General features: G+C 69.6%; 15 protein-coding genes and 1 pseudogene. 9 read left to right on the plus strand and 7 right to left on the minus strand.

The genetic code is table 11. The annotated features are described in order from the left end of the window. Nucleotides 1–526, plus strand: a pseudogene (locus ACIRRY_RS35270) (DEAD/DEAH box helicase); the annotation flags it as partial. 180 nt (nucleotides 527–706) lie between these two features. After that, on the plus strand, nucleotides 707–1585 hold the full coding sequence (locus ACIRRY_RS35275; protein WP_403981012.1) for an alpha/beta fold hydrolase: 879 nt from the start codon (nucleotides 707–709) through the stop codon (nucleotides 1583–1585). A 4-nt stretch (nucleotides 1586–1589) separates the two neighbouring features. On the opposite strand, the gene ACIRRY_RS35280 is transcribed toward ACIRRY_RS35275, so the two are convergent. Continuing rightward, nucleotides 1590–2483 carry an NYN domain-containing protein gene (locus tag ACIRRY_RS35280; RefSeq protein WP_403981015.1) on the minus strand — a complete coding sequence of 298 codons (894 nt, stop codon included), beginning with the start codon at nucleotides 2481–2483 and terminating at the stop codon, nucleotides 1590–1592. Nucleotides 2484–2679: 196 nt separating this feature from the next. Between ACIRRY_RS35280 and ACIRRY_RS35285 the strand changes: the two genes are divergently transcribed. Next, the gene (locus ACIRRY_RS35285) at nucleotides 2680–2832 is read left to right on the plus strand and encodes a hypothetical protein (protein WP_093629009.1); all 153 of its coding nucleotides are present in this window, start codon (nucleotides 2680–2682) and stop codon (nucleotides 2830–2832) included. Between the two features lie 134 nt (nucleotides 2833–2966). On the opposite strand, the gene ACIRRY_RS35290 is transcribed toward ACIRRY_RS35285, so the two are convergent. The 3 genes from ACIRRY_RS35290 to ACIRRY_RS35300 all read right to left on the minus strand — a co-directional run bounded on the left by ACIRRY_RS35290 (nucleotide 2967) and on the right by ACIRRY_RS35300 (nucleotide 5301). Then, a complete protein-coding gene (locus tag ACIRRY_RS35290; protein ID WP_365305195.1) occupies nucleotides 2967–3572 on the minus strand; it encodes a MarC family protein in 606 nt (201 codons plus the stop codon). Between the two features lie 54 nt (nucleotides 3573–3626). Beyond that, a complete protein-coding gene (locus ACIRRY_RS35295; RefSeq protein ID WP_403981017.1) occupies nucleotides 3627–4484 on the minus strand; it encodes a PHP domain-containing protein in 858 nt (285 codons plus the stop codon). Between the two features lie 175 nt (nucleotides 4485–4659). Continuing rightward, entirely contained in the window at nucleotides 4660–5301 is a 642-nt protein-coding gene (locus ACIRRY_RS35300; protein ID WP_403981019.1) for a DUF6758 family protein, read from the minus strand. 149 nt (nucleotides 5302–5450) lie between these two features. On the opposite strand from ACIRRY_RS35300, the gene ACIRRY_RS35305 reads away from it, so the two are divergent. Beyond that, entirely contained in the window at nucleotides 5451–6725 is a 1275-nt protein-coding gene (locus tag ACIRRY_RS35305) for an MFS transporter (protein WP_403981022.1), read from the plus strand. A 41-nt stretch (nucleotides 6726–6766) separates the two neighbouring features. Here the strand turns inward: ACIRRY_RS35305 and ACIRRY_RS35310 are convergent, their stop codons facing one another. Next, the gene (locus tag ACIRRY_RS35310; protein WP_403981025.1) at nucleotides 6767–7363 is read right to left on the minus strand and encodes a suppressor of fused domain protein; all 597 of its coding nucleotides are present in this window, start codon (nucleotides 7361–7363) and stop codon (nucleotides 6767–6769) included. A 548-nt stretch (nucleotides 7364–7911) separates the two neighbouring features. Here ACIRRY_RS35310 and ACIRRY_RS35315 point away from each other — a divergent pair. Next, complete coding sequence (locus ACIRRY_RS35315) at nucleotides 7912–9030, plus strand: magnesium and cobalt transport protein CorA (protein ID WP_403981027.1); 1119 nt, start codon at nucleotides 7912–7914, stop codon at nucleotides 9028–9030. A gap of 23 nt (nucleotides 9031–9053) precedes the next feature. Further along, entirely contained in the window at nucleotides 9054–9587 is a 534-nt protein-coding gene (locus tag ACIRRY_RS35320) for a hypothetical protein (protein WP_403981029.1), read from the plus strand. A 6-nt stretch (nucleotides 9588–9593) separates the two neighbouring features. On the opposite strand, the gene ACIRRY_RS35325 is transcribed toward ACIRRY_RS35320, so the two are convergent. Then, nucleotides 9594–10313, minus strand: a complete 720-nt coding sequence (locus ACIRRY_RS35325) for a hypothetical protein (RefSeq protein WP_403981031.1) — start codon at nucleotides 10311–10313, stop codon at nucleotides 9594–9596. 209 nt (nucleotides 10314–10522) lie between these two features. Between ACIRRY_RS35325 and ACIRRY_RS35330 the strand changes: the two genes are divergently transcribed. The 3 genes from ACIRRY_RS35330 to ACIRRY_RS35340 are packed head-to-tail and all read left to right on the plus strand — an operon-like array spanning nucleotide 10523 to nucleotide 13620. Beyond that, nucleotides 10523–11860: a magnesium transporter MgtE N-terminal domain-containing protein gene (locus tag ACIRRY_RS35330; RefSeq protein ID WP_403981033.1), complete on the plus strand. Its 1338-nt coding sequence runs from the start codon at nucleotides 10523–10525 to the stop codon at nucleotides 11858–11860. Next, nucleotides 11850–12443, plus strand: a complete 594-nt coding sequence (locus ACIRRY_RS35335; protein ID WP_403981035.1) for a DUF1003 domain-containing protein — start codon at nucleotides 11850–11852, stop codon at nucleotides 12441–12443. Before ACIRRY_RS35330 ends, ACIRRY_RS35335 begins: the two co-directional genes overlap by 11 nt. A 43-nt stretch (nucleotides 12444–12486) precedes the next feature. Continuing rightward, on the plus strand, nucleotides 12487–13620 hold the full coding sequence (locus tag ACIRRY_RS35340; protein WP_403981037.1) for an Mrp/NBP35 family ATP-binding protein: 1134 nt from the start codon (nucleotides 12487–12489) through the stop codon (nucleotides 13618–13620). 97 nt (nucleotides 13621–13717) lie between these two features. Here the strand turns inward: ACIRRY_RS35340 and ACIRRY_RS35345 are convergent, their stop codons facing one another. Next, a complete protein-coding gene (locus ACIRRY_RS35345; RefSeq protein ID WP_403981039.1) occupies nucleotides 13718–14374 on the minus strand; it encodes a hypothetical protein in 657 nt (218 codons plus the stop codon). Between the last annotated feature and the right edge of the window lie 179 nt (nucleotides 14375–14553).

Below are 14553 nucleotides of genomic sequence, written 5' to 3' on the forward strand. Positions count from 1 at the left end.
CACGGTCGAGGCCGTCGAGACCAAGCCGCGCCGCACCCGCAAGACGGCTGCCGCCGTAGCCACGGAGGCTCCGGTCGAGGTCGTCGAGGTCAAGCCCCGTCGTACCCGTAAGGCAGCGATTCCCGCCGCCGAGGTCGTCGTCGACACGGTCGAGGCCGTCGAGACCAAGCCGCGCCGCACCCGCAAGACGGCTGCCGCCGTAGCCACGGAGGCTCCGGTCGAGGTCGTCGAGGTCAAGCCGCGTCGGACGCGCAAGGCAGCGGTCGCCGCTGTCGACACGGCCGAGGGTGTCGAGGCTGTCGAGGCCAAGCCGCGCCGCACCCGCAAGGCCGCGGCCACCGCCCCCACCGCCGAGATCCCGGCCCAGGCGGCCGAGGAGTCGGAGGCCAAGCCGCGTCGCCGTACGACCCGCAAGGCCGCCGAGGCCCCGGTCGTCGCGGAGACGACGGCGGCGGAGGCGAAGCCGAGGGTGCGCCGGCCGCGCAAGACCGCGGCGACAGCAGCCGCGGAGGTCACCGAGGGCTGATCCGCCCCCGGAGATCAGCACAGGCACAGCACCGGACGGCCCGGCCCACGTGAAGTGGGCCGGGCCGTCGGCGTTCTCCCCACTCCCCACTCCCCCACCCCCCCGCCCGCACTCCCCCGTTAACCCCGGTTACACCCTCCCGTCCCCGTCCCGCTCAGCCTCGCCGGATAACCTCACCCCATGAGCAGGCCCCCCTCCTTCACCCCGCCCCCCGGCGCTCGCGCCTACCCGCTGCGGACCCCTCGCGGTGTGTTCGCCGTCGTGGACTCGCCCGTGGGCGACGGCGTCGAGCCGAAGGGGGTCGCGCTGTTGCTGCCGGGATTCACCGGGAGCAAGGAGGACTTCAACCCCCTGCACGAGGCGTTCGGGGCGCGCGGGTACCGGACCGTGGCCGTGGACGGACGCGGCCAGTACGAGACGGACGGACCGGCGGTGGACGAAACCCCTTACGCCCAGGCCGAGTTGGCGCGGGACGTAGTCGCGCTGACCGAGACCGTGGGCGCGCCGGTACATCTGCTCGGGCACTCCTTCGGCGGGCATGTCGCCCGGGCCGCCGTCCTCCTGGACCCCACGCCGTTCCTGTCGCTGACGCTCATGGCGTCGGGCCCCGCGGAGATCTCCGCCTCCCAGCAGGAGCGCGTGAAGCTGCTGCGGGACGCGCTGGCCGTGATGTCGATGGCCGAGGTGTGGGAAGCGATCCAGGCGATGGAGGCGCCGGAGGACACCGAGACCGGCGGTGCGCTGGACGAGGGGCTGGACGACCGGGCCGACCTGCGCCGCCGCTGGCTGGGCACGAAGCCGGCTCAACTCCTCGCGGCGGGACGCCAGTTGTGCCTGGAGCCGGACCGGGTCGCCGAGCTGGCCGCCACCGGGCTCCCCGCCCACGTCCTGTCGGGCTCGCGCGACGACACCTGGCCGGTGCCGCTCCTCGACGACATGGCCGTACGGCTGAAGGCGCGGCGGACGGTCATCGCGGGGGCCGAGCACTCACCGAACACGGACCAGCCGGCCGCGACCGCGAAGGCCATCGCCGACTTCTGGGACACCGCAAGCCGGTAAAACGCTAGTACTGCGTCTGCAGGTGCTCCCAGAACCCGTCCCGCAGCGCCCGCCGCAGATCGGCCTGGCCGCGCAGCGAGTACTGCAGCAGCCCTTCCGCCTCGACCAGCAGATCCTGGTCGACCGAACCCGGCAGATACGGATGCCCGGGCAGCAGGTCGACCAGCGCCTCCCGCCCCCGCGCCGCGAGCCACTTCGCCGCGATCTGTGCGCCCACGAAGCGGACGTCGTCGCGGGTGGGCCGGGTGGCGGCGGCCTCGTAGACGGCGGACGCGCGCCGGGAGACGTACGGCTTGAAGAAGTCGAGGTCGAAGGTGCGCTGGCTGTCGACCTCCCAGAGGAGCGGCTCCGCCTGGTTGCGGCCCTCGGGGGCCTCGATGCCCCACAAGTGGACGCGGGCGCCGTAGCCTTGGGCCGCCTCGACCGCCGAGACCAGGTCCTCGTCGCCGCCGATGAGGGCCGCGTCGCTGATGGCGCGGTGCCGGGCGAGGGACTCCAGGTCGGAGCGGATGAGTGAATCGACGCCCTTCTGCTGGTTGTTGGCGTTGAGGTTGCCCAACCGCACCTTCACGTCCGGGAGTTCGGCGATGGCCTGCTGCTCGGCGGTGTGGATGCGGCGGCGGGCGCCGTCGTACCAGTAGACGCGCAGCAGCCGGCTGTCCGCGAAGATCGTGCGGGCCTTGTCGATGAGCGCCTCGATGAGGCCCTCGGTGTCGAGATCGAAGGTGCGTCGGTCCTCGGTCCCGGAGACGAGCCGGCCCGCGGCTGCATACAAATACCCGGCGTCGACGAAGATCGCATGCGTCGAGGGCGTCTTCGCCACTTCGGCGAGCATGCGCTGCAGCAGCTCGTTCGTGCGGTCGATGCGGGCGCTGAGGGCCTCGAGGTCGTCGTTCATCGGCTCCATTGTCCCGGCGGTCACGCTGCGAACACAACCGGTCCCGGTCAGTCTCGCGCCGATCTCTTACCGGTCAGTAGTTAGGCGTGCGAAAAATTTCCTTAGCGTAGGGAATGTTTGTAACACGCATCCCGTTGACTACATACGTAACCGAGTAGTTCTCCTCAGGAGGATGACCAGACGAAGGGAGAAGCCCATGCGCTTCGAAATCATGCGTCTCGACGAGGTCGACGGCACCACCGTGGACAGCACCGTCGTGGACGCCGCCTCCGTCAACCGGATCGTGCAACAGGCCGCCGCCATAGGACAGCGACTGTGGATCCGTCCCGCCGAGACCAAGACCTCGTAACACCGACGACGACGTAACTGCGACGACACTTACCCGCGACCCGACGTGGATCGCAACCACACTTCAGAACCCCGCACGGCACCGATGCCGTGCGGGGTTCCGCGTGTGCGGCCCACCCGAGGCGCCCGGGCCGACTAGCTCGCCCGGATCACCTGGGTGATCCCGTTGATGATCTGCTGCACGGCGATGGCGGACAGCATCATCCCCGCGAGCCGCGTGACGAGCACGACCCCGCCGTCCTTGATGACCCGGATGATCAGCAGCGAGTACCGCATCACCAGCCACAGCACGACATGGATGGCGAGGATCGCCGTCCACACCGACACCTGTGTGGCCACGCTGTCGGCCTTCTGCACGGCGAGGATGACGGACACGATCGCACCGGGCCCGGCGAGCAGCGGCATGCCCAGCGGTACGAGGGCGACGTTGACGTCCTTGGTCTGCTTCGGCTCGTCGGTCTTGCCGGTGAGCAGGTCGAGGGCGATCAGCAGGAGCAGCAGTCCGCCCGCGATCATCAGCGCGGGCACGGAGACATGCAGATAGTCGAGGATCTGGTGCCCGAGCAGCCCGAAGACGGTGATGACTCCGCCCGCGACGCACACGGCCTGGAAGGCCATCCGCTTCTGCACCTTGGACGGTCGTCCGGCGGTCAGCGCGAGGAAGATCGGGGTGATCCCAGGGGGATCCATGATGACAAAAAGGGTCAGGAAGAGGGAGCCGAAGACGGCGACGTCGAACATGGGTGAGCCACAAGCCTTGCAGAGGAGAGGTGAACGGGGACGATGCGGGCGGGGTCAGACTCCGCCGGCCCCCGGCACCGGAAACGCCCCGGTCGCGCGCCGCGTGATCTCGCCGTACACCTCGGGATCGGTCGTGTACTCACCGAGCCGTACGGTCTTGCGGCTCCCGTGATAGTCGCTGGACCCGGTCACCAGCAGCCCGAGATCCTTGGCGAGCCCCCGCAGCCGTACGCGTGTCTCGTCGTCGTGATCCATGTGCTCGACCTCGATGCCGTCGAGCCCGGCCGCGGCCATCTCGGCGATCACGGCCTCGGGCACGGTGTGCCCGCGCTTGCTGGCGCCGGGGTGCGCGAACACGGTCACGCCCCCCGCACCCTTCACGAGCCGGATCGCCTCGAACGGATCGGTCTCGTGCTTGGCCACATGGGCCCGCCCGCCGTCGGCCAGCCACTCCACGGTGAAAGCGTCGTTCACCGTCGGTACGACACCCGACTCGACCAGCGCGGTGGCGACATGAGGCCGCCCGACGGATCCCTCCCCGGCGATCCGGGCCACCTGCTCCCAGGTCACCGGCACACCCAGCTCCTGCAACCGCGCGACCATGGCCCGAGCCCGAGGCACCCGATCGTCCCGCACCAGCTCCCGCTCGGCGAGCAGCGCCGGCTCCTCGGGATCGAACAGGTAGGCCAGCATGTGCATCGAGATCCCGTCGACCCGACAGGACATCTCGGCCCCGGTGACAAGCGTGAGCCCCGAGGGCAACGCGTCGATCGCCTCGCCGTACCCACGACTCGTGTCGTGATCGGTCAACCCGACAACATCCAGCCCGGCAGCGGCAGCATTCCGCACCAGCTCAGCGGGCGAGTCCGTCCCATCGGAGGCCGTGGAGTGGGTGTGCAGATCAATACGCACGACACGAACTCCAGGGCGCAGACAGTACGGATGGGAACCACTCAAGGGTAACGGCATCTCCGGGACCCCTACTAAACACCCCAGGAGTCGTGCCCTGCGGGGCGCGGGGAACGGCGCGACCAGCCACAACGAACCCGCACCCGCCCCACAACAGAACCCGGCACCCCCCTGGGCGCTACGGCTCCAGCAAGCGCGGCGACAACGCTCCACACGGCACCAGATCGACCTCCGCCCCCGCATCCCGCAAATCCGTAAGCACCAGCTCGTCATACATCAACAACCCCGACTGCTCAGGCCACACCACAGCCCACAGCCACAACCCCAACGCCTCGCCGGCGAACACGGCCCGGTCATCCGGCGCCGTAGTGACATGCCACAACGGGGTCGGCCGCCCCGCGGCCAACAACTTCGCCTGCGGAGGCTTCTCGACATTCATGTAAGGCCCAGGATCCGGCCCGTCGATCCCCGCATACCGCGCCCCGAGCCCCACCCCCAGCTCCTCGGCGACAAGGATCAACTCCCCGATCCCCCCGAGCGGCCCGGGCCCGGTGCACGCGACGGCGGTCGCCCGCCCCCCACTACGGTCGTCCCCCGCGCACGCCACCCCCGTGAACAGCCACCCGACCGGCAACGGCCACGGCATCCACACGGGCACCTGCGTGCGATGCACGACCACGCTGAGGGCCTCGACGCTGGGCGGGATCACGGGCTGCAGCGGATGCACGATGCCGTGGACATCGCACTGCCAGGAATCGGAGAAGAGTCCGGGAGCCCTGACCCGGCCACCACACTTCGGGCAACTGGGTTCGCCCCTCATAGGGCCCCACGGTCCTACCCTCGCCCGCGCACGTCAAGGACGATCACCCGTCCGGCCCGGACCACGCACGGAGCGAAACTAGATGTAGCTTGCATTCATTACCTTGCCTAACTTACTATGTGCATATACCAATTACTTGGGAGGACGGAATGGGCGGCAAGAACGGCAAGGACCACAGGGACGACAGGGACGACCCCTTCGACGCGGGAGCCGACACCGGCACGGTCAGCATCCTGCGGCAGCCAAAGGCCGTATGGGCCACCGCCGGCGCCTCGGTCGTCGCCTTCATGGGCATCGGACTCGTCGACCCGATCCTGCCGTCGATAGCCAAGGGCCTGGACGCCACGGCGGGTCAGGTCTCCCTGCTCTTCACCTCGTACTTCCTGATCACCGCCATCGCGATGCTGGTGACCGGCTTCGTCTCCAGCCGGATCGGCGGCAAGAAGACCCTGCTGCTCGGCCTCGCCCTCGTCGTGGTCTTCGCCGGCCTCGCCGGCACCTCCGGTTCGGTCGGCGAACTCGTCGGCTTCCGGGCCGGCTGGGGCCTCGGCAACGCGCTGTTCGTGTCCACGGCCCTCGCCGTCATCGTCGGCGCGGCGGCCGGCGGCAGCGCCGCGGCGATCCTGCTCTACGAGTCCGCCCTCGGCCTGGGCATGGCCTGCGGCCCGCTTCTCGGCGCCCTGCTGGGCAACCAGAGCTGGCGCTACCCCTTCTTCGGCACCGCGTTCCTGATGGCGATCGGCTTCCTGTGCATCACGGTGTTCCTGAGGGAACAGCCGAAGCCGGCCCGGAAGACCTCGCTGCTCGACCCGCTGAAGGCCCTCGGCCACGGCGGACTCGCCTCGGCCGCCGTCTCGTCCTTCTTCTACAACTACACGTTCTTCACCGTGCTGGCCTTCACCCCGTTCGTGCTGGACATGACCCCGTACAAGTCCGGTGCCGTGTTCTTCGCCTGGGGCCTGCTGCTCGCCGTCTTCTCGGTCTTCGTCGCACCGCGCCTCCAGGCCCGGTTCGGCTCGCTGAAGGTGCTCGGCGGTTCACTGGTACTCCTCGCCGCCGACGTCCTGGTCCTCGGCTACGGCAGCCACACCACCGCCGTCGTCTGCACGATCCTGTCCGGCGCCTTCATCGGCGTGAACAACACCGTCTACACCGAGCTGGCCCTGGGCGTCTCGGACGCGCCGCGCCCGGTGGCGAGCGCGGGCTACAACTTCGTCCGCTGGTTCGCCGCCGCTGCCGCGCCGTTCTTCGCGCCGAAGATCGAGGGGTGGAGCAACATCCACATCCCGTTCGTGGTCGCGGCGGTCACCGCGGCGCTGGGCGCGCTGGTGGTGCTCGTACGACGGAACGCGCTCACGCACGAAGCCGAGGAGCTGGAGCCCAGGCACGCGGTGGCGGACAGTGTGGCGGTGTTCGCCAACTAGCCGATTACCGGCCGCCGTTGGTGAGCTTGCTCACTCGGGTCTCAGTCGAGCGGGACGGATTTCCGGGACGGATCCCGGAGGTCCGTCCCGTTCGTCAGCCAGCGTTCCTGGAGGGCCTGGGCGCCGTGGACGCGTTTCCAGGCGGCCTCGTTCGGAGTCATGGGGAGCAGGGGGAGGAAGCGGACCGGATCGAGGGGCTCGTCGAGTTCCAGATCCTCGACCAAGCCGCCCGGTTCGGCGACCAGCACCGAGGTGAACGGGGCGCCGGGCCACAGCGGTTCGCCCACGTCGAGCGAGGCGCCGGGGGCCACGATCACACCCTCGACCTGCGGGGACGCGGCGAGTACGGCGAGCGGGCGGAGCACCTTGTCGGTGTCGGCGAAGCCGCCGCGCACGGAGAGGACCAGCTCGGCGCGCGGGCCCGCGACCGGGTCGGCGAGCATCACGGTGGGGTCGCTCATCGGCTGCGCGGACATGCCGAGCGTGGCGTAGCGGACGACGGTCCCGTCCTGCTTCTCGTCCTGGAACCGCAGGACCTCGACGCGGTCCGTGCCCAGAAAAGTGACCGCGGCGCGGGCGTCCGGATCGCCCAGCGCGGTGCGCAACCGTGCCTCGACCAGAGCAAGAACATCAACCATGCGGCGAGCATAGAACTCGTCAGTACCGGGCAAAGCAGCGCCTTGACACTTCGGCCTGCTGATAGTCTGGGCCGGTCGTTCGGGCAGCGCACAAATAGAAATACCTCCCAGGCTCTTAAAGCACTGGGGGAGTCGCGATCAAGTCCCGGCGCCGTTGAGACTCCCCCACGGGGGACCGGCCGGAGGAGGTGGGGCTGCAATGGACCGAAGTCGGCCTGGCAGTACCACCCGCTCTTCCGGCCGCTGATGTCGTCGCTCTGGCTCTTGTTCTAGCCTCCGACCGGCTGTCGCCTCTCGCACTTCTTCACTGTCGCGGAAGAGCACTTCGTTTCTTTTTCCTGATCTGCCTGATCTGTCCGGTGTTTCCGATCCGACCGATCCGTCTGTTCCGAAGTCAGTGCCTGTATCAGTAGCGAAACTCGCCACCGCGACGGTGCGGTGCTCCCCGCTTTGTGGACGTGCCAAACATCCCCACACAGGACGTCCCCATTCCGGGCAGTTCCAACCGTCGTCGACGCCTTTCGTTGCTCTTCGCGAAGGAGCCCGCCATGTCGATGATCCGCGACCTGCGTGCCGTGGTCCGCCCGTCCCGTCCCTCCCTGCGCAAGGACGGCGGCGCGTACGACACCACCCGGGACCCCGGCACCCCCTCGGCCGTCGTCGACTGCGCCGTCTACCGCGACGGCGCCCGCGTCGACACCGGCAAGCCGCTGACCCCGCACGAGGCGATGCGTCTGGTGCGCCGCGACGGAGGCTTCGTGTGGATCGGCCTGCACGAGCCGACCGAGGCCGAATTCAGCGGTATCGCCGGGGAGTTCGGACTCCACCCACTCGCCGTCGAGGACGCCGTACAGGCCCACCAGCGACCCAAGCTGGAGCGCTACGACGACTCGCTGTTCACCGTCTTCAAGACCATCCACTACGTCGAGCACGACCAACTCACCGCCAACAGCGAGGTGGTTGAGACCGGCGAGGTCATGTGCTTCACCGGGCGGGACTTCTTCATCACCGTCCGGCACGGCGGCCAGGGCTCCCTGCGGGCGCTGCGGCACCGGCTCCAGGACGACCCCGAGCTGCTCGCGCGCGGCCCCTCGGCGGTGCTGCACGCGATCGCGGACCATGTCGTCGACGGCTATGTCGCGGTCGCGGACGCGGTGCAGGACGACATCGACGAGGTCGAGACCGAGGTGTTCACACCGGGCCGCAAGGGCGGGGTCTCGCGCGGTGTCGACTCGGCGCGGATCTACCAACTCAAGCGCGAGGTACTGGAGTTCAAGCGTGCGGTGTCGCCGCTGCTGCGTCCCATGCAGCTGCTGAGCGAGCGGCCGATGCGGCTGATCGACCCCGACATCCAGAAGTACTTCCGCGATGTCGCCGACCACCTCGCCCGCGTCCACGAGCAGGTCATCGGCTTCGACGAGCTGCTCAACTCGATCCTCCAGGCCAACCTCGCGCAGGCGTCCGTCGCCCAGAACGAGGACATGCGGAAGATCACCGCGTGGGCCGCGATCATCGCCGTACCGACGATGGTGACGGGCGTGTACGGCATGAACTTCGAGCACATGCCCGAACTGCACGCGCGGTACGGGTATCCGTCGGTGCTCGCCTTCACCGTGACGGTCTGTCTGGCGATCCACCGCACGCTGAAGCGCAACGGCTGGCTGTGAGCGGCCTGGATAGGCTGAGCGCCATGACTAGCGGTGAGCTGCTCGACCAGGCCCTCCTCGACCAGGCCCTCGTCGAGGAGGCCACGAAGAAGTCCGGCCTCGTCTGGGTCGCAGGCCCGGGCGTCCCGGCCCGCGCGCTGTGGCATGTCTGGCACGAGGGCGCGGCCTGTCTGATCGGCGACGGTCCCGGCGAGCAGCCGCTGCCGGGACTGGTCGACGGCGGCCCCGCCGAGGTCACCGTCCGCAGCAAGGACAAGGGCGGCCGGCTGGTCGTATGGACGGCGAAGGTCGTGGAACTGGCGCCGGACTCCGAGGCCTGGACGGCGGCCGTCGCCGAGCTGAAGGGCAAGCGCCTCAACGCCCCCGACGGCGAGGCGATGACGGCCCGCTGGGCCCGCGAGTGCCGGGTGCTGCGCCTGGAACCGACGGGTGCGACGGCCGAGTTGCCGGACGGTTCGCTGGCACAGCCTCCGCTGCCGTCGCCCGCGACGACCCGTCAGCCGATGCCCGCCGGCCTGCCGCGCCTGCTGCTGAAGAAGAAACGCAAGCAGCGATAAGTACCGCTAGGAAGACGGCAGTTGCTTGCCGTAGTCGACGGTGTCGCCGTCCGCCGGCTGGGTCACCGTGAAGCTCTTGCCCCAGTCCGAGAAGGTCAGGGTGCCCGCGCCGCCCGCCCGGACCAGCCGGAGGGGATACGGCTTGCCCTCCAGCGAGACGTCGAGGGTGCCGCCGGAGCCGTCGTCACCGGTGATGCGGATCGTGCGGACGCCGTTCTGCGCGTGGTGTCCGTCCGTCGCGAGTGAACCGTGCAGGGTCAGCAGACTGGAAAGGAGCACGTCCTTGTCCGTGAAACCACTGAACTTCTTGTACGAGGGGTCGCCCTGCGGCACCTTCACGTACTTGCCGTGCAGCGCGCCGCCGGCGCCCGAGTCCCCGTTGCTGTTCCAGAAGTCCGCGTCGGCCTTCAGATACAGCTTCTCGCCGATCCTGAGCAGCCCGAAGGTCGACCCCTTCGAGGTGACCGACCCGCTGCCGCCGTCGGACTTCAGCCGCATGTCGAGCGTGTACGTCAGCCCGCTGGTGACCACGGTCCCGGAGAGCCGTACGGCGTCGGCGGCGCCCGCGGCCGTCACCGACGTCGACTGGATCTTGTCGGCGGCCAGCTTGCCGACCCCGTTGGTCCCCGCGTCCGGGTCCCCGTCGCCGCACCCCGCGAGGGCCAGCACACAGACCGCGCCGAGCAGCGCCGCACGACGGTTTCGGGCCTGGGGAAACGCAGTCACAGGTGGGTTGCCTTTCGTGCGGGGGGCGATGGCGTACGGCAGCGTACCGGGGCCGCCGGACGTCGGCGGAGCCAGTCCGTCCGGACCGCCCACCAGCGCGGATCACATCCGGACGGGCTAGCCTGAAGCCCGTCCGAGCAGGCAATTCGGCACATCCTGACACCAGAGAATCCCTCGGCACATCAGCAAAGAAAGAAGGAGGTGCGGCCATGGCAGCGGGCGCTCCCCGGGTCTTCGTCTCGCACCTCGCCGGTGTGGCCGTCTTCGACCCGAACGGCGATCAGGTGGGCCGCGTCCGCGACCTCGTCGCGATGCTGCGGGTCGGCCGGCGGCCCCCCAGGCTGCTCGGCCTGGTCGTCGAACTCTCCACCCGGCGCCGCATCTTCCTCCCCATGACCCGGGTGACCGGCATCGAGTCCGGCCAGGTCATCACCACCGGCGTGCTGAACGTCCGCCGCTTCGAGCAACGGCCCACCGAGCGGCTGGTGTTCGGCGAACTGCTGGACCGGCGCGTGACCCTCACGGACACCGACGAGGAGGTCACCGTCCTCGATCTGTCGGTGCATCACCTGCCGGCCCGCCGGGACTGGGAGATCGACCGGATCTTCGTACGGAAGGGCAGGGCCGGCGGAGCCTTCAGAAGGGCCAAGGGCGAGACGCTGACCGTGGACTGGTCCGCCGTCACCGGTTTCTCCCTGGAGGAGCAGGGACAGGGCGCGGAGAGCCTCCTGGCCACCTTCGAGCAGTTGCGCCCCGCCGACCTCGCCAACGTCCTGCACCATCTCTCCCCCAAGCGCCGGGCCGAGGTCGCCGCCGCCCTCGACGACGACCGCCTCGCCGACGTCCTCGAAGAGCTCCCGGAGGACGACCAGATCGAGATCCTCGGCAAGCTGAAGGAGGAGCGCGCGGCGGACGTCCTGGAGGCGATGGACCCGGACGACGCGGCCGACCTCCTCTCCGAACTCCCCGAGGACGACAAGGAACGCCTGCTGAACCTGATGCAGCCCTCCGAGGCGGCCGACGTACGCCGCCTGATGTCGTACGAGGAGCACACCGCCGGCGGCCTCATGACGACCGAACCGATCGTCCTGCGGCCGGACGCGACCGTCGCCGACGCGCTGGCCCGCGTGCGCAGCGCCGACCTCTCCCCGGCCCTCGCCGCCCAGGTCTACGTGTGCCGCCCGCCCGACGACACCCCGACCGGCAAGTACCTCGGCACGGTCCACTTCCAACGGCTGCTGCGCGACCCGCCGTACACCCTGGTCAGCGCGATCATCGACGACGACCTCCAGCCGCTCGACCCGGACGCGACGCTCCAGCTCATCGCCGGGTTCTTCGCGACGTACGACATGGTCGCGGCGCCCGTGGTCGACGAGACCGGGTCGCTGCTGGGCGCGGTGACCGTGGACGACGTACTGGACCACATGCTGCCCGAGGACTGGCGGGAGACGGAATTCCATCTGGACGAGGGCGAGGGCGAGCACGAGGCCGACGCGGAGACAGACACAGACGCAGAGACAGAGGAGGTGGCGGCTCATGACTCCTGAGCGCGAGACCACGCGCGAGCGGACACCGGCGGGCGCGACCGCCACCACCCGCTCGCGGACCCGGCTCGACCAGCCGCGCCCGCCCCGGCGCCGGCTCCTGCCCGAGTACGACCCGGAGGCCTTCGGGCGGCTGTCGGAGCGGATCGCGCGGTTCCTGGGCACCGGGCGGTTCATCGTCTGGATGACGATCGTCATCATCGCCTGGGTGCTGTGGAACATCTTCGCCCCGAGCGATGTCCGCTTCGACAACTACCCGTTCATCTTCCTCACGTTGATGCTCTCCCTCCAGGCCTCCTACGCGGCCCCGCTGATCCTGCTCGCGCAGAACCGGCAGGACGACCGCGACAAGGTCAACCTCGAACAGGACCGCAAGCAGAACGAGCGGTCGATCGCCGACACCGAGTACCTCACCCGCGAGATCGCCGCCCTGCGCATCGGCCTCGGCGAGGTGGCGACCCGGGACTGGATCCGCTCCGAACTCCAGGACCTGGTGAAAGAGCTGGAGGAGCGCGAGAACAGTCACCGCAAACACGTCGTATTCCCGGCGGAACGGTCGCGTGGACGTGACGTAGACGACCGGTGACCGACTTACCTGGCGCCGCGCGCGGCGCCGTACCATCGACCCTATGGCTACGGAAGACGCGGTGCGTGAAGCGCTGTCGACGGTGAACGACCCCGAGATCAACCGACCCATCACCGAACTGGGGATGGTCAAGTCGGTGGAGATCGGTACGGACGGAGCGGTCGCGGTCACCGTGTACCTGACGGTCTCCGGCTGCCCCATGCGCGAGACGATCACGCAGCGCGTGACGGAGGCGGTCTCGGGCGTCGAGGGTGTCACCGGTGTCGACGTGACCCTCGACGTGATGAGCGACGAGCAGCGCAAGGAACTCGCGACCGCCCTGCGCGGTGGCAAGGCCGAGCGCGAGGTCCCCTTCGCGCAGCCCGGTTCCCTCACGCGTGTGTACGCGGTCGCCTCCGGCAAGGGCGGCGTCGGCAAGTCCTCGGTGACGGTGAACCTCGCGGCCGCGATGGCCGCCGACGGCCTGAAGGTCGGTGTCGTCGACGCCGACATCTACGGCCACTCCGTGCCCCGCATGCTGGGCGCCGACGGCCGTCCCACCCAGGTCGAGAACATGATCATGCCGCCGTCGGCGCACGGCGTGAAGGTCATCTCCATCGGCATGTTCACGCCGGGCAACGCACCGGTGGTGTGGCGCGGCCCGATGCTCCACCGGGCACTCCAGCAGTTCCTGGCGGACGTGTACTGGGGCGACCTGGACGTGCTGCTGCTCGACCTCCCGCCGGGCACGGGCGACATCGCCATCTCCGTCGCCCAACTCGTCCCGAACGCCGAGATCCTGGTCGTGACGACCCCTCAGCAGGCGGCGGCCGAGGTCGCCGAGCGGGCCGGCTCCATCGCCGTACAGACCCACCAGAAGATCGTCGGTGTCGTCGAGAACATGGCGGGCCTGCCGTGCCCGCACTGCGGCGAGATGGTCGACGTCTTCGGCACGGGAGGCGGCCAGTCGGTGGCGGACGGCCTGACCCGCACGACCGGCGCCACGGTCCCCGTCCTGGGCTCCATCCCGATCGACGTCCGCCTCCGAGAGGGCGGCGACGAGGGCAAGCCGGTCGTCCTGACCGACCCCGACTCCCCGGCGGGCACGGCACTACGGGCGATCGCGGGAAAGCTGGGCGGACGCCAGCGGGGCCTTTCGGGACTGTCGCTGGGGATCACTCCTAAAAACAAGTTCTAGGAGTCCCACCTAAAGGGGCGCGGGGCTGCATCGATTTGCGGCTCCGCCGCGTGGGCGCGACCAGCCACATACGGCCGACAGCCCACGCGGCGCAGTGCTACGCGTACGAACCGATGTCCTTGATCATGGCGAAGCCGAGCCCGTACGCGCTCATCCCCCGGCCATACGCCCCCACGTGCACCCCCGCCTGAGTGGACCCGGCCAACACCCACCCGAACTCCGACTCACGGTAGTGAAACGGCGTAGGCACCCCGTCCACCGGCAGGGACAGGGTGGACCAGTCGGACCCGGCGAGGTCGTCCGCCAGCACCCACGCCGTCTCCGTCTGCTGCTCCAGCCAGTCGTCCCGCAGCGTGTGGTCCATCTGCCCGGGCCAGGTGAAGGACAGCAGCCCCACACCCGCGAGCCAGGCCGCGGAGGACACCGACGTGGCCTCCAGGAGCCCCGTACCGTCGGCGGTGCGCCGCGCGGGGTTGCCCGCGACGGTGACGACCACCGCGAACTTCTCCTTGTCCTCCGTGCCTTCGTTGCGTACGGAGGGCTCGTCGCCGTGCCCGATCGAACCGTGCTCGACCGCTCCGTCCGCCGCCATACCCACCTGCATCAGCCAGCGCGGTCCCGTGAAGGCCTCGTCGAGGCCGTACCACGGGAAGGGCGCCAGCAGGTAGCCGTCGACCGTGCGGCGGGCGGAGGGGACCTGTTGTCCACCCTCCGCGGCCGGCGCCTGCGCGCCTACCCGACTCGTCGTCTCCATGCTCCGGACGCCTCCTCGTTCTCGTCGGACCGGGCGGCCCGCCCCCCTTCGGGCGACTCACCCGGTCCGCACAACAACTCGGCAGCATAGCCACCTCGTGCGAGGCAGCCCGGAAAGCGCCAGGCGCGCGAGGCGCGAAGAGGCCGTGTTCAGGCCGTACGAGGGCATGGCGGAGGGAG

Source organism: Streptomyces sp. NPDC101776 (assembly GCF_044766845.1).
Classification (GTDB): Bacteria; Actinomycetota; Actinomycetes; order Streptomycetales; family Streptomycetaceae; genus Streptomyces.

Excerpts from the sequence above, each read along its gene's own strand:
- ACIRRY_RS35275 (WP_403981012.1), top strand. The coding sequence starts at position 707 with ATGAGCAGGCCCCCCTCCTTCACCCCGCCCCCCGGCGCTCGCGCCTAC.
- ACIRRY_RS35280 (WP_403981015.1), bottom strand. The coding sequence starts at position 2,483 with ATGAACGACGACCTCGAGGCCCTCAGCGCCCGCATCGACCGCACGAAC.
- ACIRRY_RS35285 (WP_093629009.1), top strand. The coding sequence starts at position 2,680 with ATGCGCTTCGAAATCATGCGTCTCGACGAGGTCGACGGCACCACCGTG.
- ACIRRY_RS35290 (WP_365305195.1), bottom strand. The coding sequence starts at position 3,572 with ATGTTCGACGTCGCCGTCTTCGGCTCCCTCTTCCTGACCCTTTTTGTC.
- ACIRRY_RS35300 (WP_403981019.1), bottom strand. The coding sequence starts at position 5,301 with ATGAGGGGCGAACCCAGTTGCCCGAAGTGTGGTGGCCGGGTCAGGGCT.
- ACIRRY_RS35305 (WP_403981022.1), top strand. The coding sequence starts at position 5,451 with ATGGGCGGCAAGAACGGCAAGGACCACAGGGACGACAGGGACGACCCC.
- ACIRRY_RS35310 (WP_403981025.1), bottom strand. The coding sequence starts at position 7,363 with ATGGTTGATGTTCTTGCTCTGGTCGAGGCACGGTTGCGCACCGCGCTG.
- ACIRRY_RS35315 (WP_403981027.1), top strand. The coding sequence starts at position 7,912 with ATGTCGATGATCCGCGACCTGCGTGCCGTGGTCCGCCCGTCCCGTCCC.
- ACIRRY_RS35320 (WP_403981029.1), top strand. The coding sequence starts at position 9,054 with ATGACTAGCGGTGAGCTGCTCGACCAGGCCCTCCTCGACCAGGCCCTC.
- ACIRRY_RS35330 (WP_403981033.1), top strand. The coding sequence starts at position 10,523 with ATGGCAGCGGGCGCTCCCCGGGTCTTCGTCTCGCACCTCGCCGGTGTG.
- ACIRRY_RS35335 (WP_403981035.1), top strand. The coding sequence starts at position 11,850 with ATGACTCCTGAGCGCGAGACCACGCGCGAGCGGACACCGGCGGGCGCG.
- ACIRRY_RS35340 (WP_403981037.1), top strand. The coding sequence starts at position 12,487 with ATGGCTACGGAAGACGCGGTGCGTGAAGCGCTGTCGACGGTGAACGAC.
- ACIRRY_RS35345 (WP_403981039.1), bottom strand. The coding sequence starts at position 14,374 with ATGGAGACGACGAGTCGGGTAGGCGCGCAGGCGCCGGCCGCGGAGGGT.